The 20,088-nt window shown below is 58.2% G+C and carries 15 protein-coding genes; 8 read left to right on the top strand and 7 right to left on the bottom strand.

What is annotated here, in order from left to right; genetic code table 11:
- Nucleotides 1-13: 13 nt before the first annotated feature.
- Together HB676_RS10230 and HB676_RS10225 are read left to right on the top strand one after the other, a co-directional pair.
- Nucleotides 14-2,203 (top strand): FAD-dependent oxidoreductase, encoded by a 2,190-nt coding sequence (locus HB676_RS10230; protein WP_213737669.1) that lies wholly within the window; start codon nucleotides 14-16, stop codon nucleotides 2,201-2,203.
- 4 nt (nucleotides 2,204-2,207) lie between these two features.
- Nucleotides 2,208-5,210 (top strand): FAD-dependent oxidoreductase, encoded by a 3,003-nt coding sequence (locus HB676_RS10225; protein WP_213737668.1) that lies wholly within the window; start codon nucleotides 2,208-2,210, stop codon nucleotides 5,208-5,210.
- 553 nt (nucleotides 5,211-5,763) lie between these two features.
- On the opposite strand, the gene HB676_RS10220 is transcribed toward HB676_RS10225, so the two are convergent.
- The 4 genes from HB676_RS10220 to HB676_RS10205 are packed head-to-tail and all read right to left on the bottom strand — an operon-like array spanning nucleotide 5,764 to nucleotide 9,364.
- Nucleotides 5,764-6,519 carry a GntR family transcriptional regulator gene (locus HB676_RS10220; protein WP_213737667.1) on the bottom strand — a complete coding sequence of 252 codons (756 nt, stop codon included), beginning with the start codon at nucleotides 6,517-6,519 and terminating at the stop codon, nucleotides 5,764-5,766.
- Nucleotides 6,509-7,483, bottom strand: coding sequence for a Gfo/Idh/MocA family oxidoreductase (locus tag HB676_RS10215; protein WP_213737666.1), 975 nt, complete (start codon nucleotides 7,481-7,483; stop codon nucleotides 6,509-6,511). Before HB676_RS10215 ends, HB676_RS10220 begins: the two co-directional genes overlap by 11 nt.
- Nucleotides 7,480-8,373, bottom strand: a complete 894-nt coding sequence (locus HB676_RS10210) for an NAD(P)-dependent oxidoreductase (protein ID WP_213737665.1) — start codon at nucleotides 8,371-8,373, stop codon at nucleotides 7,480-7,482. Before HB676_RS10210 ends, HB676_RS10215 begins: the two co-directional genes overlap by 4 nt.
- Nucleotides 8,374-8,398: 25 nt before the next feature.
- On the bottom strand, nucleotides 8,399-9,364 hold the full coding sequence (locus HB676_RS10205; protein ID WP_213737664.1) for a tripartite tricarboxylate transporter substrate-binding protein: 966 nt from the start codon (nucleotides 9,362-9,364) through the stop codon (nucleotides 8,399-8,401).
- A 143-nt stretch (nucleotides 9,365-9,507) separates the two neighbouring features.
- On the opposite strand from HB676_RS10205, the gene HB676_RS10200 reads away from it, so the two are divergent.
- A complete protein-coding gene (locus tag HB676_RS10200; RefSeq protein ID WP_213737663.1) occupies nucleotides 9,508-9,912 on the top strand; it encodes a carboxymuconolactone decarboxylase family protein in 405 nt (134 codons plus the stop codon).
- Between the two features lie 46 nt (nucleotides 9,913-9,958).
- Here HB676_RS10200 and HB676_RS10195 read toward each other — a convergent pair whose 3' ends face one another.
- A complete protein-coding gene (locus HB676_RS10195; RefSeq protein ID WP_213737662.1) occupies nucleotides 9,959-11,023 on the bottom strand; it encodes a carbon-nitrogen hydrolase family protein in 1,065 nt (354 codons plus the stop codon).
- 98 nt (nucleotides 11,024-11,121) lie between these two features.
- Nucleotides 11,122-12,075, bottom strand: a complete 954-nt coding sequence (locus HB676_RS10190) for an ABC transporter substrate-binding protein (protein WP_213737661.1) — start codon at nucleotides 12,073-12,075, stop codon at nucleotides 11,122-11,124.
- A 240-nt stretch (nucleotides 12,076-12,315) separates the two neighbouring features.
- Between HB676_RS10190 and HB676_RS10185 the strand changes: the two genes are divergently transcribed.
- The 5 genes from HB676_RS10185 to HB676_RS10165 all read left to right on the top strand — a co-directional run bounded on the left by HB676_RS10185 (nucleotide 12,316) and on the right by HB676_RS10165 (nucleotide 19,195).
- A complete protein-coding gene (locus HB676_RS10185; RefSeq protein ID WP_213737660.1) occupies nucleotides 12,316-14,394 on the top strand; it encodes a hydantoinase/oxoprolinase family protein in 2,079 nt (692 codons plus the stop codon).
- A 13-nt stretch (nucleotides 14,395-14,407) separates the two neighbouring features.
- Complete coding sequence (locus tag HB676_RS10180; protein ID WP_213737659.1) at nucleotides 14,408-16,600, top strand: hydantoinase B/oxoprolinase family protein; 2,193 nt, start codon at nucleotides 14,408-14,410, stop codon at nucleotides 16,598-16,600.
- A 164-nt stretch (nucleotides 16,601-16,764) separates the two neighbouring features.
- The gene (locus HB676_RS10175) at nucleotides 16,765-17,475 is read left to right on the top strand and encodes a fumarylacetoacetate hydrolase family protein (protein WP_213737658.1); all 711 of its coding nucleotides are present in this window, start codon (nucleotides 16,765-16,767) and stop codon (nucleotides 17,473-17,475) included.
- Nucleotides 17,476-17,493: 18 nt separating this feature from the next.
- Nucleotides 17,494-18,363, top strand: a complete 870-nt coding sequence (locus HB676_RS10170; RefSeq protein WP_213737657.1) for an ABC transporter permease — start codon at nucleotides 17,494-17,496, stop codon at nucleotides 18,361-18,363.
- 1 nt (nucleotide 18,364) lies between these two features.
- Nucleotides 18,365-19,195, top strand: a complete 831-nt coding sequence (locus HB676_RS10165) for an ABC transporter ATP-binding protein (RefSeq protein WP_213737656.1) — start codon at nucleotides 18,365-18,367, stop codon at nucleotides 19,193-19,195.
- Between the two features lie 77 nt (nucleotides 19,196-19,272).
- Here HB676_RS10165 and HB676_RS10160 read toward each other — a convergent pair whose 3' ends face one another.
- Nucleotides 19,273-19,881 (bottom strand): cupin domain-containing protein, encoded by a 609-nt coding sequence (locus tag HB676_RS10160; RefSeq protein WP_213737655.1) that lies wholly within the window; start codon nucleotides 19,879-19,881, stop codon nucleotides 19,273-19,275.
- Nucleotides 19,882-20,088: the final 207 nt, after the last annotated feature.

Genomic DNA, 20,088 nt, shown 5'->3' with positions numbered 1-20,088 from the left:
TTGGAGCCTTGGCGTGACCAGACGAAAGATCGTGATCTGTGGCGGCGGTATCGCGGGGCTCACTGCGGCTTTTGAACTCACGCGCCCCGAGGTGCGGGATGCCTACGATGTGACAATCTATCAATTGGGCTGGCGCGCGGGTGGAAAACTTGCCAGCGGACGCGACGACCGTGGCCGAAACATCGAGCACGGACTGCATATCTGGTTCGGATTTTACGAGAACGCGTTTGGTCTCCTGCGTGAAGTCTACGATGAATGGATGCCACGTAAAGGACAAAGAATCAGGACGATCGATAAAGCGATCCGGGCCCAGGAATTTACACCGATCGGAAATAGCGACGGGCGCGTGCCAGATCCGATCGATATCACATTTCCGCCGACGGACGGAGAGCCCGGCCACGGAGATGTCGATCTAAGTCTTCTGAGTTGTCTGTATAATTGCCTCAACTTGCTGGCCGGCCTTTATGAAAATACGCTGCGCGTCAGCAAACGCCTGAAGTCGATTGAGCCCAGGGTAACGATCGATCGCAAAACACTTGGGATGCTGCATCGAAACCGCAGGCGATTTGATAGCGCGGCGTTAATATCGGAGGAAATGACGGCTGGACGATATCTCGGCATTACCGCCGATTGGCTGGCGGGTATCGACGAAGACCGCACATGGCTTGATTCCGATGACATCGGCGTCGTGACCAAAGCCATGAGGGACATATCGTCCGCGGTCAACAATGTTGATCATGCAGGGAACCTCGACGGCAAATTGCTGGCCGAAACACTGGAACTGGGCGCCGCATTTTTTACAGGAGTCGTGGAAGACATTCTCCTGGGGCAGCGTGCGATCAGTGAGATCGACGGGGAGGATTTTCGGCATTGGCTTGTCCGCCACGGCGCTACGCCTTCCGTCGCCGCGCACTCGCCAATCATCAAAGCGCTTTACGATACGATGTTTCAGTATCCGGATGGAAAGATCGCCAATGCGAGCTACGGCGCGGGAACGGCGGTACAAGTCGTGCTGCGCATGCTTGGCACCTATAGAGGCGCCTTGGCGTGGGAACTTCAGGCCGGAGCCGGTGAAGTCGTCATCGCGCCACTCTTCGAAGTCCTGGAGGCGCGGGGCGTAAAGTTTCAGTTCTTTCACAAATTGGCAGGTGTTCAAGTTGCGTCGGATGGCGTCACCATCGAGTCGCTTCGTTTCGATCGGCAGGTTCGGTTAAGGAATCCGAATGAGAAATATGACCCACTCCAGATGTCGGGCGGTCTGACCGGCTGGGGATCAGCGCCGAACTGGAACCTGATCGAGAACGGGAAGATTTTGGAAAAGAGAAAGGTCGACCTTGAGTCGCACTGGTGCAACGAAAAGGTCGAGACGGTTCAGATCGAGCACATCCGGGATTTCGACGATGTCGTGCTCGCGGTACCGCTCGGTGCCTTCAAGGAATTCGGCTCCGGCGGTCCGTGCAGCGAGCTACTCACGTCAAACCCACGGTTCAAGTCGATGACGCAGAAATTGCAACTGGTACCCAGCATATCCGTTCAATTATGGACCAACGTAAAGCTGGCTGAACTCGGTTGGACCGCGCCGAAGCCTGCTCTGGTGTCCGGACCCGAGCCGCTCGATATCTGGGCCGATATGGATCAGCTCCTCGTGGGCGAGATTCCCATCGGGCGAGCACCCGCCAAGTCCCTTCAATATCTCTGCGATGTTTTTCCTTCGCAGCTTTATCAAGCGCCGCGGACACAGTCCGGCGTCCAGAAAAAGGCTCAGCAGCAAGCGATTTCCCTCACCGTCAACTGGCTGACAACCAAAGCCAAGGCTTTCTGGCCGAAATTTAGCTGGAAAGTACTTTATGCACCGGCCGCTCTGAAAGGGCAGGATAGACTGTCCGCGCAAATCGTCCGTGCGAACATCAATCCTTCGGATTGCTGCGTCGCGACGTCGGCCGGCAGTAGCGCCTGGCGCTTGAAGACCGATCAGTCGGGTTTCGATAATCTGTATCTTGCCGGAGCCTGGATCGATACCGGCTTCAACACCGAATGTGTGGAAGCCGCGGTCATGTCGGGAATGCAGGCGGCTCGAGCCATCACGGGGGAGGACAAAACGATTCCCGGTGAAACGTTCCTGCACGCGCCCCGGGAATATCTGGGTCCGTGTGACCTGTTGCGGCGATACGCCTTCTCCGAACTGCAGGACATAGGTGGGTAGAGAGATGCCCCGGAAAAAAGTAGCGATTTTGGGAGGTGGCGTCGCCGCACTCAGTGCGGCATTTGAGCTGACCGAACTGGATCCCGAAGGAGAGTTGTTCGATATCACCGTCCACACGATTGGATGGCGGTTGGGCGGCAAAGGCGCCGTCGGTCGCAACCCAGATGCCGGTTACCGCGCTGAAGAACACGGATTGCATGTCTGGACCGGATTTTATGACAACGCCTTTCAGCTGGTAGATCGCGTCTATGCGGCGATGAAAGAGCTGGGATTGGAGCCTCCGTTCGGGTCACGCGTAAACGCGTTCGAGGGCATCAACAGTTGCGTCCTGATGGAGCCGGCATCCAGGGGCCGCTGGGAACCGTGGCCGTTCCATCTGGAGCCGCACGACGGTTTACCCGGCTCGCCGAACGATCAGTCGTTCTCGACGGTGGACTATCTTCAGTCCCTGATCAGAAATTCCTCAGAGGGAACGAAGTCTTTCGATCTTGCCGCGACGTGGCCGACTGGCAGCCCAACCTGGCTGACCGACCAAGAGGTGACGGCCGGTCCTCTCAAGGCCGCGGCGGCCAGAATTGAAGCACTATCGTCAGATCCAGGTGAGGTTAGTTCGGAACACGTTGCGCATCTTAAATTTCTGATCGATGCCTCGCGGGGACATTTGAAAAGTAACCTTGCCGCGCAAAACCACCTCGCAAAAAACGACGAAGCGCGGCACGCTTTTATACTCTGCGAGGTCGCGCTTTCAATTGCCCTTGGCATGTTGAAGGATGAAGTCTTATGGCTCGGATTTGATTGTATCGATCATCTTGAGTGGTCGGAGTGGATGGCCGCCAATGGCTGTTCCGAGGACAGCCTCAATTCAGCCTTGGTGCGAGGCTGCTACGACTATGTGTTCGGATTTGTCAAAGGTAACAGACAGGTCGGGGCGGGGACCGGGACGCGCATTCTCCTGAAATTGGTTTTCGGTTATCGAGGTTCGTTTTTCTATCTCCTGCGCGCGACAATGGGGGAACTGATTTTCGCGCCGCTGTTCGAAGTGCTTGAGAAACGGAAGGTGAAATTCAACTTCTTTACCCGGATTGACCGTATCGAATTATCCGCGGACGGTGGATCGATTGAAACCATTCGCACGACAACGCAAGCCACTGTTTTGAACCCGCCCTACAAGCCTTTGATCGCGGTTACGGATGGTCATGGAAACAGTCTGCCGACCTGGCCGTCGCGTCCAAATCTTGAATTGCTGAAGGAACGACGCCAACTCCGCGACGTCGATCTGGAGTCCGCATGGTCGGATTGGAAAGGTGTCGACCATCCATCGCTCAAGCTCGGCAAGGATTTTGACGTCGTCGTTTTGGGTATCAGTCTGGGAGCTTTCGCCACGATCTGCGAGGATCTCGTCGATCGGCTGCCGAATTGGAAAAGCATGGTCGACGCCGTCAAGACCACGGCGACCATGGCCTTTCAGGCATGGACCACGGTTCCTACGCAGGACCTTGGTCCGAACGCTCCAGGGACTGTTCTGACCGGGTTTGCAAAACCCCTCGATAGTTGGGGTGATTTGAGCCTGATGCTGCCGGAGGAAAACTGGTCGCCTTACGATCCCCCCAAGGGCCTGGCCTATTTTTGCGGCGGTTTCCCGGATGACAAGCCGGTGCCGGCTCCATACACTGACCCGAAATATCCTGAAAAGGAGCAGAAACGCGCGAAAGATCTGACTCTCAAATGGATCAAGGAAAGCCTTCCTGTTCTGTGGCCTAATATCGTTGATTCAAAGGGAGCGATACGATGGGAGTTATTTTTTGATCGTAAAGCGCGCGACGGACGATACCGGTTAGACGCGCAATACGTGCGAGCAAATATCAATCCGTCCGATCGATACGTGCTGTCGGTACCTGGCAGCGTTTACGAGCGGATGCGAGCCGATGAATCGGGGGTAGACAATCTCTACCTCGCAGGTGACTGGGTTCGGACTGGAATTAACGCAGGTTGTATTGAAGCAGCTGTCATGGCGGGACGCGCCGCGGCCAGCGCAATCGCAGGAGTACATATTGACATGCCGAACGCCACAGATTTCGGGGACCCTGGTTTACCCACGGCATTGCTCCCCGCACTGGATTTCTTCCGCAAGATAAGCAGCCACGCCGTTGGCGGCGTGGGTGACATCGAGGCATTTTGCGTTCTGACGTCCTTGCCGGCTGACTTCGTCGAGGCGCAGCTTCCCGATGGCCTCGAATTGTATGTGCCGAGAACGCCGACGACCACGACGCCGGATTCAAGGTCCAGGTCGAAGCCGAAGGCATCCGAGCCGAAAATGCATGAAGTGGTCTTGATCTTCGGACGACAACGCAATGTTCGGCCGGGAATATTGCCCTTCGGCGGCGGCAAATATTTTGAAATTGCCCAGCTGATTCCGGATGTAGCACATACCGGCAGGCCCACCCTGAGCGATGTTCCATTCAGCTTCATGCCACACATCTTGCTGGATTCTCAGGTCCCCGTGACTGTGGGTCGGAATCTGTACGGCTTTAACAAACAGCTCGCCATGATCCGGGCTGACGGGGACTCTTTCGATGTGCGCTGTCCCCTCGGATCCATCAGTGCGTGGTTTGAGCGCTGCGGTATTCCCGGAAAGCTCTCTCAGCCCGGAACGAATGAAAAAATCGCTGCTATCAGAAACAAGCTCGAGCAACCCTTGGTCGGAGTCGCGACCGACGGAAGCTTCGTCTATTCAATTTTGAATTTTAATTTGAGTAAGGCGACGTTCCAGCCGGTCAAGGGGACCGTCCAGAGCTCTCCGCCATTCGTGCCAAAGTCGGATCCGACACTCACCCTGGATCCCAACCTGACAAATTATCCCTGGGGGTTTCGTTTCCTGAGCCAATGGAGCTTGAGTTTGCCGTTTACTTTCCCAGGCGAAACGACCGGCGGGCCAGCCAAAAGTCTGCGCCGGGTGATGGCCCACCATAGCAACGCGGTACTTGGGCAATTTCCAATGCGACGTTGACGAGAGGGCCCCTGATCTTGCACCGCCGAACCAGTAGCTGACGTTTTCTGAAGGCAGGTTGATGTCTGGTAATGACCCAGGCCACGCGTGATCGTGACAAAGTCTGCGTTGGTGCAGATTTTCTGGAATGAAGTGACCTGGTTCACATTCTCCGAGTGATTGATCCGGTATTGATGGTCTCATCGCCGGATTCGGAGATCGTAAATGACTTCTTTCACGAGAGCGTTTCCGAGTGTCTCTCGATCACGGATTGAACTCGAAACACTAGCCGTCGTTGCGCTTTATGGCGCCGTCCTGGTCGCCTCATTGCTTCTGTTGAGCTGGTCCGCCCATTCAGGACCACCATCGAGCGATATTGAGTTAAATGTAATGAACTGGATATAGCGTTGAAAGCGAAAGAAGTGTCTGTAGAGGCGCGTTCGGTCCCGGTATCGCGCTTCGGGCTGCGATACTAGAGCCTTATCGGTTCTGATTGAATCAGAACCGGGCTCTAGTCTTTTGTTTTGACGCGTTTTCTTCACGCGAACCGGTATCCACTTCGCTCGAAAACGCTCTAGACGCGGGGACGAAGCGAGCGCTGCATATCCATCGAATACGTGTAGCGGCCTTCGGGATGCGTGGTGACAGTCACTTCGAACAGCTCTTCCTTCAGGCCATAATATCGGCGCACGACGGTCAGGGCGGGAGAGCCAGCTTCAACTTGTAACGCCTTCGCGAACGCGGCTGGCATTTTTCGCACGAAGATTTCCATTTGTGCATATTCGGTGGTCTGGCCGAACATCTTGGCGATCTGTTCATGTACGGGCGCGCGGCCGTGGTCGCTACGCTTCACCACACCGGCGAATTTCCGCAACACGTAGATCTCGGTCCATCCGAGAGGAGCCGCAAATTGGTCGACGCGGCGGATGGACTCGATCAGAAACCATTGCTTGCCGGGCTCGCATTTCAACAACGCGGCAAGATCGCGATCTGCGACGATCTCGCCGCTCCTGACCACGTCACGATAGGTTTCATTGGAATATCTGAGCCACTCACTGAGCGATTTGACGCTATGGGTGAACAGCACGGGAGGCTCGGTTGCGATGATTACCGAGCCGAGCCCGACGCGCCGAACTATCAGACCTTGATCCATCAAGATCCGAAGTGCCTCGCGAACGGTCTGACGGCTGGTCGAATAATGCGCCATTAATTCGGTTTCGGTCGGCAGTAAATCCCCGACCGGATATTTGCCAAGCCGGATTTCTTTTTGCAGCCTGGTCGCGATGTCGCGATAGCGCGACAGCTTCCGCTCTCTGGGTTTATCTGACATCGCAGGCCACCGGTTGTCCCGACTGCATCGATTCCAGCGCAGCCTCGAAAGCCGACAGCGTGGCCAGCACTTCTATTTCCGGCGCGGGGAAAGGACGTTTGCGCTCGACCGCATCCGCGAAAGCGTCCAGTTCGGCGGCTAGTACATCAATGGGTGGATAGATTACATTCTTTGGCTCGCTGCCGGACGTTCGCAGCACCAGCGTGTTTTCACCAAGCACTTCCGCCGATCCCTTGGTGCCGAACACGTGAACCCGCCAGTACAACGGAGTTGCTCTCACGGTTGCGAGGGTACCGGTCACGCCATTGGCAAAATCGATTACGAGCACAGAAGAATCCCGCGGCGGCGGACCGGGATCGCGCGAATTGAAGCGCGCGTAAACCTGGCGGACAGGACCCAGCAGGCTGACAAAGGCATCGAGCACGTGCAGCCCGGCGCCGGTCAGCCCGCCGCCGGGGGACTCCTCGGGAGACAGCCGCCACCCCTCGGTGATCTTCTCGGAGTGTTCGTTACTGTTGTGGCCCTCAACGTGAAGGATCGTCCCGAGTTCACCGCTGGCGACGATCTTTCGCAGCGCCTGCATCGACGGCCAGAACCGGCGATTGTGCCCAACTGCAAGAACCACGCCCGCGTCGCGGCAGGCGCCGAACATGCGTGCGGCGTGATCGCGATGCAGTGCGAGCGGCTTTTCGCAGAATATCTGCTTGCCGGCAGTGGCCGAGACAATCACCTGATCCATGTGCAGGGAATGCGGCGTCGCCAGCAGAACGGCTTCGATCGCGCGATCGCCAAGGACGTCTTGAAGACTGTCGGTCAGGTCGAGATGATGCTCGGCACAAAACCCTCGGGCGTGGTCGAGATCGGTCTCGACGGCTCGAACCATTTTCAGGCGAGTCTGGCTGTGCGCGGCCCCGACGAGATTCCGGCCCCAGCGGCCCAATCCAACGATGGCGCAATTGATCATGTGGGAACCTCGACTCGGGCCTGGGGCGGCCGGAGAGCTTCGATGACAGCGGCACTGTCGTTGTCCGGCCCCTGCAGCGCGATGGCCATGCGCAGCAGGGCGGCCTGGGTTGATGTCATGGGGAGTGAAAGATTTCTGCGCTCGGCTTCCCCGAGAATCAGTTCGGCGTCCTTCAAAGTCTGCGAAATATGTGACTCGGGTGTGAAATCGCGCTTCAGCATCTTGTTTGCCTTGGTGTCCATGACACGGGAATAGGCGGCGGACTTTCGTGCGGTAGCCAGAAACACCGCAGGGTCGAGCCCCAGGCTCTCCGCGAAGACGATACCCTCGGCCAATGCCGCCCTGTTGCTTTGCAGGATCAGATTGATCGCAAATTTGGTTCGGCTGGCGTTGCCGATTTTGCCGACGTTCACGCGTTGCGGACTGATAATATCAAGCAGGGCGCCGACGGTCTCGATGGTCTCTTGCGAGCCCGCGACCAGCGCCACTGCGGAGCCGTTCCGCACCTCTTCGCTGGTGCCGGATATGGGTGCCTCGACGAAGGCCAGGCCGGCGTCGTCAGCCTGTTTGGCGATTCGTATGACTTCGTCCGGTGTACATGTGGTCGTACAGATGATGACGCTTCGCGCCGGCTTTTTGTTTCGTGCCAGTTCCGCAAGCAGGGCTTCAACCTGGCTGGCGCTATAAACAGCCATAATGATTGTCGGGCATTGAGTGGCAAGCTCCGCAGCGGAGGAGGCCAACTCGCCACCTCTGGCTTTCAGTGCCTTGCAACGATCGGTGTCGATATCGAACCCGATCACGGCATTTCCGGCAGCGAGCAGTCGCGCAGACAGCGAAACTCCCATAAAGCCGAGCCCGATTATTCCAATGGTCGCATGAACTGTCATGGGCGTAACGGTGTTCCAGTCCGAACTATTGGGGCTCGATGCCGGCAGCCTTGGCATCGGCTGTCCAACGGATGATCTCGCTTTGAATGAAAGTGCCAAATTCCTTCGGCGGCATCGTCGAAACGATAACGCCGACATTGGCGAGCTTTTCCTTTGTTGCCGGCATCGACAGGAACTTTTCGCTCTCCGCATGTAACTTGTCGACGATGGCGCCGGGGGTATTCGCGGGTGCGAGCAGTCCGTACCAGATCGTCGCCTCGAAGCCGGGGATGACCTCGGCCAACGCGGGCAAAGCGGGGACCAGTTCGCTTCGCTTCGACGAGGTCACACCGATGCCGCGAAGCGTGCCGCCTTGCATCTGCGGCACAGCCAGCGACAGATCGGCAAATGTGAGATTGATCGCTCCGGTCATCACGTCGGTAACCGCCTGTGGCACGCCACGGTAGGAAGCCGCGATCACCGAGAGGCCGCCGCGCGATTGCAATTGCCCGACGGATATCTGCGACGCACCCGAGCCGTAGCCGGCGGTCAGATTCGGATGCATCTTCGCATAATCGAGAAGCTCGGTAACGTTCTTGGCCGGGAAGTCCGGCTTGACCAACAGCACCATCGCGGTGGTGACGGTCCTGATGACGGGGGTGAAATCCTTCGCCGGATCGTAGGGAAGGTTTTTGAGCATCGCGACATTACCCGCGTGGGTCGTATTGGTGCCCATCAGCAGGGTGTAACCGTCGGGGGCGCTGCGCGCGACCTCCGCCGCCCCGATGCTGCCGAGCGCTCCCGCGCGGTTCTCGATCAGCACGGTCTGGCCAAAGGCGTTTTGCAGATGTTGACCCAACATGCGCGCCACTTGATCCGGGCCGGCGCCGGCAGGGAACGGCACCACGATCTTGATCTGCCGATTGGGATAATCGTTGCTTGCCGCGACTCCTTGCGGAATCGTCCATCCGAGCAGCAACAGGCCAGCGAGAATGCTCAGCTTCAGTGACATATCCATCCCCCCGGAACTTTAATCCATTTATACGGACAAATAAGAACGGAAAGCAAGATACGACCTATAATACCGCCAATTTGACGGTTGAGTCGTTATAAATTTATCCATATAAATTCAGCATCTCAAGCAATGAGGCGGCTATGGCGGATACCAAGGATTTATACGCGCGCGGTCTGCGGCGGCGCAAAAAGATGTTTGGCGAAGCCGATGTCGAGAAGCGGATGGCTGTATCAGGCGAATTCGGGGCTCCGCTTCAAAACGTCATCAACGCCTATGTTTATGGTGACGTCTGGGAGAGAACCGGACTGTCCGACAGTGTTCGCAGTCTCGTCATGCTCGGGATAACCGCGGCCAGCAGCAAACCCGCTGAATTTGCGGTGCACGCGAAAGGCGCCCTGGCGAACGGATGCACGAGGGCGCAGGTGCAGGACGTCCTACTGCTGGTTGCGATGTATTGCGGCATTCCGGCCGCGATCGAGACCAATCGGATTGCCGCGGAGATCTTCGGTCAAGACGTGCCATCCGCCGATGCGGCGAAGCCCTGACGAACGCCCGCACGCGATTGATCCAGAGGAGGGGGGTGAAGAGCACTCAAGCCTGAGACGAGGAAGCCCCCCGATTGGATGCTATGTTGATTTCTTTTGACGGTTCTTTCGTTTGAGGCAGCCCGACCTTCGTCTGAGAATCGAGCCGCTTTTCAGCAATGTTGATGGCGCGTGGCACGCTACGCGTTAAAGACAGGCTCAGAAGGTCAAACCGATTATAGTGTCCGGCAAAGTCTTGAACCACTTTCGGGGATACCAGGTCTGAGAGCGATACATTGGCGTACAGGATCCCTTCCTCGCTTCCCATCGGCTCGGCCAGAAAATCGCCGGACGGCCCGACGATCGACGAACCGCGGCCTTGCTTTGCCATATAAGTGCGATGCAACTCGGTCACGGGAAGCTGCTTGAGCATCTCCTCGTTGATGGTACTCACTGCGTTGATGACAAATGCCTTCATTTGGTAGGCGAGCGCCCGGCTTACCATCTGGACGATATTTGAAAGATCCGCACCGAGCTGAAAATGAGACGGCCAGGAAGCCACATGGACGTTGGTGCCTTGGGCATCGAGCGCATAGGTGGCGAGGGCATTGGAATTCTCGCCGCACATCAGTCCGGAAACTTTAAATCCTGCATGCGTGGGATATGCGCGCAAGCCCTCCGCGTCGCCAGGGCAGTGCACCAGCCGTTCGCCCAATGTCGGTACGAGTTTTCGGTGGCGGCCGACCAGGACGCCGTTGGCGTCGATAAATAAAAGCGTGTTGTAGAGCGTTCCAAGCCGGCCGGACTCAAGTTCGCAGCACCCCATGACAGTGAATACGCCGGCGTCCTTGACCGCCTTGCACAGAGCGTCAAATTCCGGACTGGGTATGACAAGGCTGTTCTGCGCGAGACGCCTGGAGAAAGCCTGGGCTTCCGGGCTGCTCGCCGGGTGAAAGTGATACCAGAGCGGGTGCGTCGGGATGAAGCCCTCGGGAAAGGCCACGAGGTCCGCGCCGTTTCGACCGGCTTCGGCGATGAGCGCTGCGGCTTTTTCGATGGAGCCTTTAAGATCGAGAAACGCCGGCGAATATTGAACGGCGGCTAGTCGAATGGGCTTGTAGTTTTGGCTCATGAAACACCCTCACTGTTCGATCGGATCGTCACCGTTTGTCATCGGGTATCCACCCGCGATGAACCTCAGAGCGCGCTGCGCATTCGACTGGTTCACCGTTAGTCTTTAAGCGCGGCTTCAAGATAACTCAGATCGAAATAGCGGCCTGGCACGCCAAGCGGCTTTGGCGGTTGTCCGAACTTCGAGCGCAATTCCAGCACTTTTGTAATGCCGTCGATGTTGATCGCACCTTTTTTGGCAAAGCCGGTCTGCGGATCGAATAGAACGGAATAGGCGATACCGGCTGCCTTGTCGTCATTTGCCGGCATATGGTCGCGGAAGATCGCAAAAGCGTCGGTGCGATTGGCCGGGTCGTAAAGCCAATCGATCGCATCCGACAAGGCGCGCAGAAAACCCTGCAATGCGTGGCTATTTTTTTGCGCCCAGCCGGCACGGGTTGCGACGACATGGCCTTGATACCGTTGCATCACGCTCGCCGCCGTATCCAGCGAGCGATATCCAAGTTCCTGCAACTGGTTTGAGAACGGGGTGTTGAACAGGGCGCCGGCAAACTCCTGCCGTTTCAGTCCCTCGAAGCGCGCAAGCACGCCCCCGGTTCGGACGAGTTGATAGTCGCCTGATTTCAAGCCGCCTTTTTCGAGAAGGGCATATAAGATAAGCGCAAGCCCGGTAATCGCCGCGTCAACGGACAGCGCCTTTCCCCGAAGATCCTCGTAGGATTTGACGTCAGGCTGCGTCACCAGCGCAGGCATCAGCAACGCATCTGAAGCCATGACAGCGATCGCATCGGGAACCGTGACCGGTGCCTCACCCTGGCCCTCTCGATAGGCAATCACGTTGTCCATCAAGGTGATGACGAGATCGGACCCTCCCTCAGCGAGGCTGGTCCACTGAACGACGGAGCCGGGCGTCTCGGTTACATTGATTGTCAGACCATTGCGGGCAAACAGGCCGCGGTCCTGTGCCACCCAGACCGGCCAATTAAAAGCGCCGGCAAACACCATCAGATTGATGGGTATCAGGGCAGAGGACCTGGGAGATGTTTCAGTCATTTCAGTAAAAATCTAGAAGAGCGCGCGCTCCCTGTCAAATCCAGCGCGCTGACTGGGGCGTCGGCAGGCGGAATATAAGACGCGTGATTAGCTCGCAAATATAGCTGAAAACCGAATTTCGGCTTTGACGAGAACGCGTTGCTAAAGCCATGTGGGGATTTCGCCTATGCCGGGATAAATCGCTTGACGGGAACACAACTATGTATTTCAGTAATTTCACTGAAATTATGAGGTCGCGCCATGTACACGCTCTCGGTCGATATCGGCGGCACTTTCACGGACGTCGTGGTGTTTGACGAAGCAAAGGGGCGAACGGTCGTCGGCAAGGCGCTCACAACTCCGGGCGATTTGCGCAAGGGCGTTATGACCGGCCTCGAGCAGGCAGCGGATGACATGGACATGCCGCTCCAGAAACTGCTCGGTGAGGCGCATCGCTTCGTTCATGCCACCACGCAGTCGAGCAACGCGATCTTCGCCTTCGCCGGCGCCAAGACGGCGGTCGTTACCACACGCGGCTTCGGCGATACCCTCACGATTATGCGCGCAACGGGTCGCGTCGCCGGCCTGAGCGTATTTGAACGCTATCATTATCGCGCAACCGAAAAGCCCAGATTGCTCGCCGACGAGCGGGACATTTTCGAGGTGACCGAGCGCATGGACTATGCAGGCCGCGGCATCACCAGGCTCGATGAAAAAGAAATGCGCGACATCGCCAGGAAGATCAAGGCGCAGGGCTATCAGGCGGTCGCGGTCGCCTTCCTGTTTTCGCACAAGAGCGATGCCCATGAAAAACGTGCGCGGGAAATCCTCAGGGAGGAAATGCCCGGCGTCTATGTAACGATTTCGAGCGAAGTGGCCCCGGTGCTCGGCGAGTATGAGCGTAGTGCCACGACCTTGTTCAACGCCTATGTCGGGCCAGTGATCGAAAGCTATCTGGAAGGAATGGTTTCCACGCTTGGCCAGAACGGTCTGAAGTGCAAACCGCTGATCGCTCAGGCGAATGGCGGCCTGGCGACCCCGGCGCAGACCATTCCGATCTTCACGGTGGAATCCGGTCCGGCGGCAGGCGTGGTCGGCAGCGCGTATCTTGCCAATCAGCTCGGCGTGCCGAATGTCATCGCGACCGACGTGGGCGGAACGACATTCAAGGTGGCGATCATCGAAGGCGGCAAGTGGACCTATTCGAAGGAAACCATTCTCAACCAGTATCAGCTCCGGCTGCCGATGATCGACGTGGTGTCGATCGGCGCCGGCGGCGGTTCAATCGCCTGGGTGGACAATGGTCGCCTTCGTATCGGTCCAATGAGCGCTTCATCCGATCCAGGTCCAGCCTGTTATGGCTTCGGCAGCGACCGGCCGACGGTGACGGATGCCGATCTCGTTCTTGGCCATCTGTCGGCGGACAAATTCCTCGGCGGCCGGATGAAGCTGGACGTCGATGCCGCTTCAGCGGCGATCCACAAGCACATCGCGGTGCCGCTGTTTAACGGCGATGTCATTGCCGCGGCGGCTGGTATCCGCCGGGTGGTCGATTCGCAGATGGCCGACCTTATCCGCAAGACGACATTGCAGCGCGGCCATGATCCGCGCGCGTTCGCCCTGATGGCCTATGGCGGCTCCGGACCGGTTCATGCCGCGTCCTATGGTGCCGATCTCGGAATGTCGGAAATCATCATACCGTTCAACGCCTCGGTGCATTCGGCCTATGGCAGCGCGCAGTCGGATGTTCGTTTCAGCCTGCGCTACTCGGACCCGCTGACGTTGCCGGTCGAGCCGGCGAAGCTCGAGAGTCTCTACACGCCGATGGAAACGAGTGGCGACAAGCTGCTGCTCGATGCCGATGTTGCGCCAGCCGACCGCCGTTTCGAGCGATGGGTGGAGGCACGCTATCGCCGGCAGGTGCACACCGTCAGAGTGCGCGTTCCGGGCAGGCTGGATTCGGTTGCGCGCGTGGACGAAATCGCCGTGGCGTTCGAGGCGGAATATGAGCGCTTGTTCGGGCCGGGATCGGCGCTCAAGGATGCCGGTATTGAAATGGTGGATTACGGCGTCGATGCGATCGGCATCGTCCAGAAGCCGTCGGCGGCCAGGCAGACCGGCGGAAGCTCCACGGCGCCACGGCTGCGGCGTCAGGCTTATTGCCCGGTCGTCGACGCGATGGTCGATACCCCGATTTATGACGGCGCCGGTTTGCCGGCCGGCGCGACGGTTTCCGGTCCTGCCATGATCGAGCATCCCGGCACGACCATCGTTCTGCACACCGGGCACAAGGCCCGCATTGACGAATTCGGCAATACACGCATCGTGTCAGGTCATTGAAAGGTCTCGCAACGTGCTGAACCCAGTCCAGACCCGCTCCATCGATCCCGTTACGTTTGAGGTTCTCAATCACCGCCTGATGACGATCAGCGAGGAGATGGGCATCCAGTATATGCGCTGCTCCGGCTCCAACGTCCTGATTACGGGTAACGACGCCGCGGCAGCGGTGATGCTGGCGGACGGATCGCTGGTCTCGGTCGGGCCTTACATCGTCACCCAGGGCAATGTGCTGCCGCTCATCGTCGACAGTACGATGAAATCGCTCGGTCCCGGCGAGGTCATCGAAGACGGCGATATCTTCATCTGCAACGATCCGTATCTTGGCGCCATCCATCATCCCGACATCGCAACCGTCGCCCCGATCTTCTGGAAGGGAACGTTGGTTGCATGGGTTGGCGCCTCCGGGCATCAGCTCGACAATGGCGGCATGGATCCCGGCGGCTTCTCGATCAAGGCCGTCGATACCCATCAGGAAGGCCTGCGGATGCCGCCCGTCAAGATCGCCTCGCGCGGTGTTGTGCGCGAAGACGTTCTGCGGTGGATTCGCAACCAGGTTCGCGACCCCCTGGTCGCGCTTGACGTCAAAGGGCAGATCGCTTCGCTCAATAGCGGCCGTCGCCGTGTGCTCGAATTGTTTGAGCGCTGGGGCGAGGATACGGTGCAGGCAGCAATGCAGCAGTGCATCACGCATTCGCGCGAGAAGCTCGAAGCGCGGCTGGCGGAGTTGCCGGACGGGCAGTGGCGCGAAGTGCAATATATCGATCACGACGGCCACAACCCCGAAATCTACAAAATCATCTGTACGATGACGAAAAAGGGTAGCCGGCTGGAATTCAATTTCACCGGCACAAGCCCCAATGCGCGCGGGCTGATCAATTGTACCTATGCGGGACTGCAGGCAGCGTGCCTGACCGCGACCTATATCAATCTTTGCTGGGATATTCCCTGGAATCGCGGCGTCCGCGACTGCATGGACATCATCAGCGACGTCGGCACGGTCAACAATTGTGCGTATCCGGCGCCCTGTGCGATGGCGACGATCTCCGCTGTGATCGTGACCGTCGATGCGACATGGCGTTGCCTGTCGCAAATGCTTCTCGCCAGCAAGGATTACAAGCGCGAGGCGATGGCGGTCTGGTCGGGAACGTCGATGGCGCCGATTTTCGCCGGCACCAGCCAGCATGGCTTCCAGTTTGCCGCCACCGAGATGAGCCATTTCGGTGGTGGGGGTGGGGCCTGTTCCGAGCATGACGGGGTGGATACCGCCGGAATCGTGTTCAACACGACGCCGAACATGCCGAACATCGAGGATCAGGAAGCCGAATACCCCGTGCTTTACCTGTTCCGTCGTCATCTGCAGGATTCCGGGGGGCCCGGCAAGTTCCGTGGCGGGCGTTCGGGTGAACTGGCCTATACGATCTACGACGCGCCGACGGGCCAACTAGAGGGCCTGTTCGCCGGGACCGGCGCTGAAATGCCAAACGCAATCGGCATCGCCGGTGGCCTTCCAGGTTCGGCGATCTCGATTGCGCGGGTCGTGAAGACCGACATCAAGGAGCGCATCGACGGCGGCAAGGCGTTACCCGACCGTCTCAAGACCGTCGATGGCGAACTGGAATGGCTGATTTGCAAGCACGTTCGAAGCCCAATTCTGGCCGGCGATGTCTGGTATCATAGCTGGCAGGGCGGCGGCGGCTATGGCGATCCTCTGCTGCGTGACCCGGAAAGTGTTGCGACCGACGTGGCGCGCGGCGCAGTCTCGCACGATGTGTGCGCAAATGTTTACGGCGTGGCGCTGGCGTCCGACGGCAAGGCTGATCATGGTGGGACCAAGATCAAGCGCGAGCAGATCAGGACCAGTCGTAAAGCATCTGCCAAGAAGCCTGCGGCAGGCGAGCTGAAGTGGTCCTATCGCGGCACGGCTCGTACCGAAATCGCCGACGCGCTCGTTATCGATGCCGGCAAACAGTCGGTGAGCTGCGGAAATTGCGGTCACCGTCATTGCAGCACCGACGAGAACCTCCTGGATCATCTCGGGCTTGTCGAGACGCATCCTTCGTCCGCAGGACCCGTGCGCGGCGAAGCCTATGATCGGGGACGCTTCAAGCTGCGCCATTTGATTTGCCAGAACTGCGGCGGCCTTACCGACGTCCAGGTCGGACTGGACGGTGCGCCTTACAGCTTTGCACTTCCAACACTGACCTGACGGGGGCGGCCATGAGCACGGTACTCGTCCGGTTCAGGGAAAAAGGCAGTCGAGAGGAATTTCGAACCGGACTGGCAAGCGGTGATGCTGTCGCCGACATCAGCGATCGCTATCCGACCGTCGCCACTTTCCTGCAGGACAATGCCGGCGGTTGGGATCCCGGTATGCAATTGCCGGGCGCGAAAATCCTGAACCACAAAGATGTGTCGTTCGGTCCGCCGATCGATACTGGGCGAATGATTTTCGCGGTCGGTGCGAATTATCGGCAGCACGCGGAAGAAGCGGGACTTGGCGTTCCCAAGACACCGGTTATTTTCTTTAAACCCTATCCGGCGCTGGTCGGTCCGGATCAGCCAATTATCATGCCGCCCGTTTCGTCCAAGCTCGATTATGAGGGCGAGATGGCAGTGATGATTGGAAAGGATGCGCGCAACGTATCGCGTGCCGATGCCCCGGCGCATGTTGCCGCAGTGACGATCGTCAACGATACCACGGCACGGGACTTGCAATGGGTTGATCTGGGGAAAAACCGCATCGTTGATTGGTTCTGCTCCAAGGCGCTTGATCAGTCGTCACCGATTGGACCAAACTTGACCAGCATGCGGGCCATCCAAGACTTGCATAAGCTGCATATCAAGACCACGCTCAATGACCGGGTCATGCAGGACGCGAACACCGGACTGATGGTCTTCGACACCTGGCAGTTGATCGAATTCATCTCCGCCCACGCGACGTTGCGTGCCGGCGATGTCATCGCGACCGGCACACCGTTTGGTGTCGGAGGGTTTCGCGAAATCTTCTTGAAGGCCGGAGACGTAGTCCGGGTCGAACTGGAGGGAGTCGGCGCCCTCGAAAACGCGGTCGTCAATGCATAAAGGGATAACTCAAACGCAATGACAGGGCTGTCTCCCACGCAGACGACCGGCTCCGGCGAACAAGCGCCGCCGATCTCGCGTGAGAGCGTGACAATCCCGCCAACCAAGGCGGTGCTGCCGTGGTTCAAGCGTCCGGCTTTTGACCGATTCCTGCAGGTGGCGGCCGGTCCGGTCCTTGTGATTTTTATCTGGTATGCTGCGGGTGCGCTGGGTTTGCTCAACACCCGCTTGATTCCGCCACCCGGTGCGACCTTTGCCACGACCTGGATCGCACTGACACAGGGAACGATGGTTTACGATCTGACGCAGACGCTTGGCCGCGTTCTGTGGTCTTTCGCGATCGCAGCCGGAATTGGCGTGCCAATCGGAATCGTGATCGGTGCCAACGAGCGGCTTTATCGCGGTGCGGAATTTCTGATCGATTTCTGCCGCTCGACTCCGGCGACAGCAATGTTTCCGTTGTTCATGCTGGTTTTTGGTCTCGGGGATGAGGGCAAGGTGGCCCTTGCGGCATTCTCCGCGCTTTTGATTATCGTCTTCAACGTGGCCTACGGCGTACTCAACGCGCGCAAGACGCGCATTCTCGCCGCACGTTCGATGGGGGCGGGACGAATCCGCATCTTTGCCGAAGTGATCTTCCTTGAGACGCTGCCGCAAACCTTCGTTGGTCTGCGTGCCGGCGTTTCGCTGTCGCTGGTCGTCATTGTTGTCGCCGAAATGTTTATCGGCGGCATGGACGGCATGGGGCACCGGATCATGGACGATCAGATGTCGTATAATCTGAAAGACATGTACGGCTCGCTGATATTGTCCGGGGCGCTCGGTTATTGCCTGAACTACGCGTTCCTGCTGATCGAAAGGTATTTCGTGCACTGGGCGGGACGTTGAAATGTCCGACCCGGGTACGCGGATATCGGATCAGCAGTCGCTTCGCCGCGGAAAGATCGAAATTCGCGGCCTGACCAAGCAGTTCGGCGATTCCGATGTCTATCGCGATTTCAATCTCGATCTGCAGGAAGGCGAATTCGTTTCCATCTTCGGGCCGAACGGTTGCGGCAAGAGCACCTTCATCAATCTTATCTCCGGGATCATTCCGATCGATTTCGGCACCGTGCTCTACGATGGCAAGACAATAGCGCAGACCCGCCTCTCATATGTCTTCCAGAACTACCGGGAGGCGTTGTTTCCATGGATGCGCGCGATCAGCAATATCCAATATCCGCTCAAGATCCTGGGCCTCGACAAGAAAACGCAGTCACTGCGCGTCGAGGCGTTGCTTGCAGAATTTAATATAAAGATTGACCTGAACCGCTACCCGTATGAACTATCCGGTGGGCAACAGCAGATGGTCTCCATCTTGCGGGCGCTGATTACCGACCCTGAAGTGCTGTTTCTCGATGAGCCGTTTTCAGCACTCGACTATGAGATGACGCTGTTCATGCGTGAACGGCTGCAGCACGTTTTCCTGAAACGCCGGAATACAATGATCCTCGTGTCGCACGACCTCGAGGAGGCGGTCCAACTGGCGAACCGCGTGCTGATGTTGACACGCCGGCCGACCCGCATCGCCGATACAGTGCCGGTCGACGTTCCCTGGCCACGAGACGCCAAGTCGCTGACAAGCCCGGAATTCGTTGCCATCAAAAGCCGTTGTCTCGAAGTATTCAGCCGCGAAGTCGCTCGTCACGATTCTGCCGGCGCTGCATCGGGGAGTGGCTGATGGCAATTTCCTCCGCGACGCAACCGCATTGGCCTGCACGAGCATTCCCGTTGCGTTCAAGCCATGCGGGCAGGGTATCAGAACGAGGGCGGAGTACTCAGCCATACGGCTTCGGCGATCACGTTGCCGCTGTTTCGCCAGCGATGGGGGATGCCGGCGTTGAAGTAGATGCTGTCGCCGGCGTCAAGGCGGTGCCATACGCCGCCAACCTCAACCTCGATGGCGCCCTTGAGCACGACGACGCCATCTTCTCCTTCATGGGAAAACAGCGGGCCGCTCTCCGAGCCGGGCGGCGCTTCGACCCACAACAGCGACGCGCGACGGCGCATGTCCGGCGTCAACAGTTCATAATGGATGTTGGAGCCGGGAAACGCGAGTTGCTTTCGCTCCGATCGGCGTACGACGGCTACCGGCGAATTGGGCTGACGCGCATCTTTCAGCATCAATTGTCCCGCCGGAATACCGAGCGATTCCGCCAGGCGGCGAAGTGTTTCGATCGACGGCGTCAGCAGATTTCGCTCGATCTGACTGAGATAGCTGATCGAAAATCCTGCTCGCTTGGCAAGATCGAGCAGCGTCATGTTCTTCTGCTTGCGATGGGTACGAATGGCGTTGCCAAGCGCGCCTTGCGGCTCGCCCATCGGAATGCGCTTGGTCTTGGGAGACCCCGGTTTTTGCGACTTCATACTGCAACCTTTGCTGACGAACGTTGCCTAGGCAACCCCGTAATTCCCGTCAAGCCGTCAGGATCGTCTCTTCGGCTCTATCGCCCTGAAATGCTGAAACGTCTTCTATAGGAGGATAACAATGCGCAGGCGTCTTAACGTATTTTCGATGCGCCGCGGAGGCCGTTTGGCATTCGCTCTTTGCGTTCTCGGGCAGGCGGCCTGGGT

Origin of the sequence: Bradyrhizobium sp. dw_411, assembly GCF_018449695.1 — a bacterium.
Classification (GTDB): Bacteria; Pseudomonadota; Alphaproteobacteria; order Rhizobiales; family Xanthobacteraceae; genus Bradyrhizobium.
Note: the sequence above shows the minus strand (reverse complement) of the source record. Positions and strands in the feature narration are given on the sequence as shown.

What these genes read in the sequence shown, in the direction of transcription:
- HB676_RS10160 (WP_213737655.1), bottom strand. Translation starts at nt 19,881, where the DNA reads ATGAAGTCGCAAAAACCGGGGTCTCCCAAGACCAAGCGCATTCCGATG.
- HB676_RS10165 (WP_213737656.1), top strand. Translation starts at nt 18,365, where the DNA reads ATGTCCGACCCGGGTACGCGGATATCGGATCAGCAGTCGCTTCGCCGC.
- HB676_RS10220 (WP_213737667.1), bottom strand. Translation starts at nt 6,519, where the DNA reads ATGTCAGATAAACCCAGAGAGCGGAAGCTGTCGCGCTATCGCGACATC.
- HB676_RS10200 (WP_213737663.1), top strand. Translation starts at nt 9,508, where the DNA reads ATGGCGGATACCAAGGATTTATACGCGCGCGGTCTGCGGCGGCGCAAA.
- HB676_RS10170 (WP_213737657.1), top strand. Translation starts at nt 17,494, where the DNA reads ATGACAGGGCTGTCTCCCACGCAGACGACCGGCTCCGGCGAACAAGCG.
- HB676_RS10205 (WP_213737664.1), bottom strand. Translation starts at nt 9,364, where the DNA reads ATGTCACTGAAGCTGAGCATTCTCGCTGGCCTGTTGCTGCTCGGATGG.
- HB676_RS10190 (WP_213737661.1), bottom strand. Translation starts at nt 12,075, where the DNA reads ATGACTGAAACATCTCCCAGGTCCTCTGCCCTGATACCCATCAATCTG.
- HB676_RS10210 (WP_213737665.1), bottom strand. Translation starts at nt 8,373, where the DNA reads ATGACAGTTCATGCGACCATTGGAATAATCGGGCTCGGCTTTATGGGA.
- HB676_RS10195 (WP_213737662.1), bottom strand. Translation starts at nt 11,023, where the DNA reads ATGAGCCAAAACTACAAGCCCATTCGACTAGCCGCCGTTCAATATTCG.
- HB676_RS10185 (WP_213737660.1), top strand. Translation starts at nt 12,316, where the DNA reads ATGTACACGCTCTCGGTCGATATCGGCGGCACTTTCACGGACGTCGTG.
- HB676_RS10175 (WP_213737658.1), top strand. Translation starts at nt 16,765, where the DNA reads ATGCAATTGCCGGGCGCGAAAATCCTGAACCACAAAGATGTGTCGTTC.
- HB676_RS10225 (WP_213737668.1), top strand. Translation starts at nt 2,208, where the DNA reads ATGCCCCGGAAAAAAGTAGCGATTTTGGGAGGTGGCGTCGCCGCACTC.
- HB676_RS10215 (WP_213737666.1), bottom strand. Translation starts at nt 7,483, where the DNA reads ATGATCAATTGCGCCATCGTTGGATTGGGCCGCTGGGGCCGGAATCTC.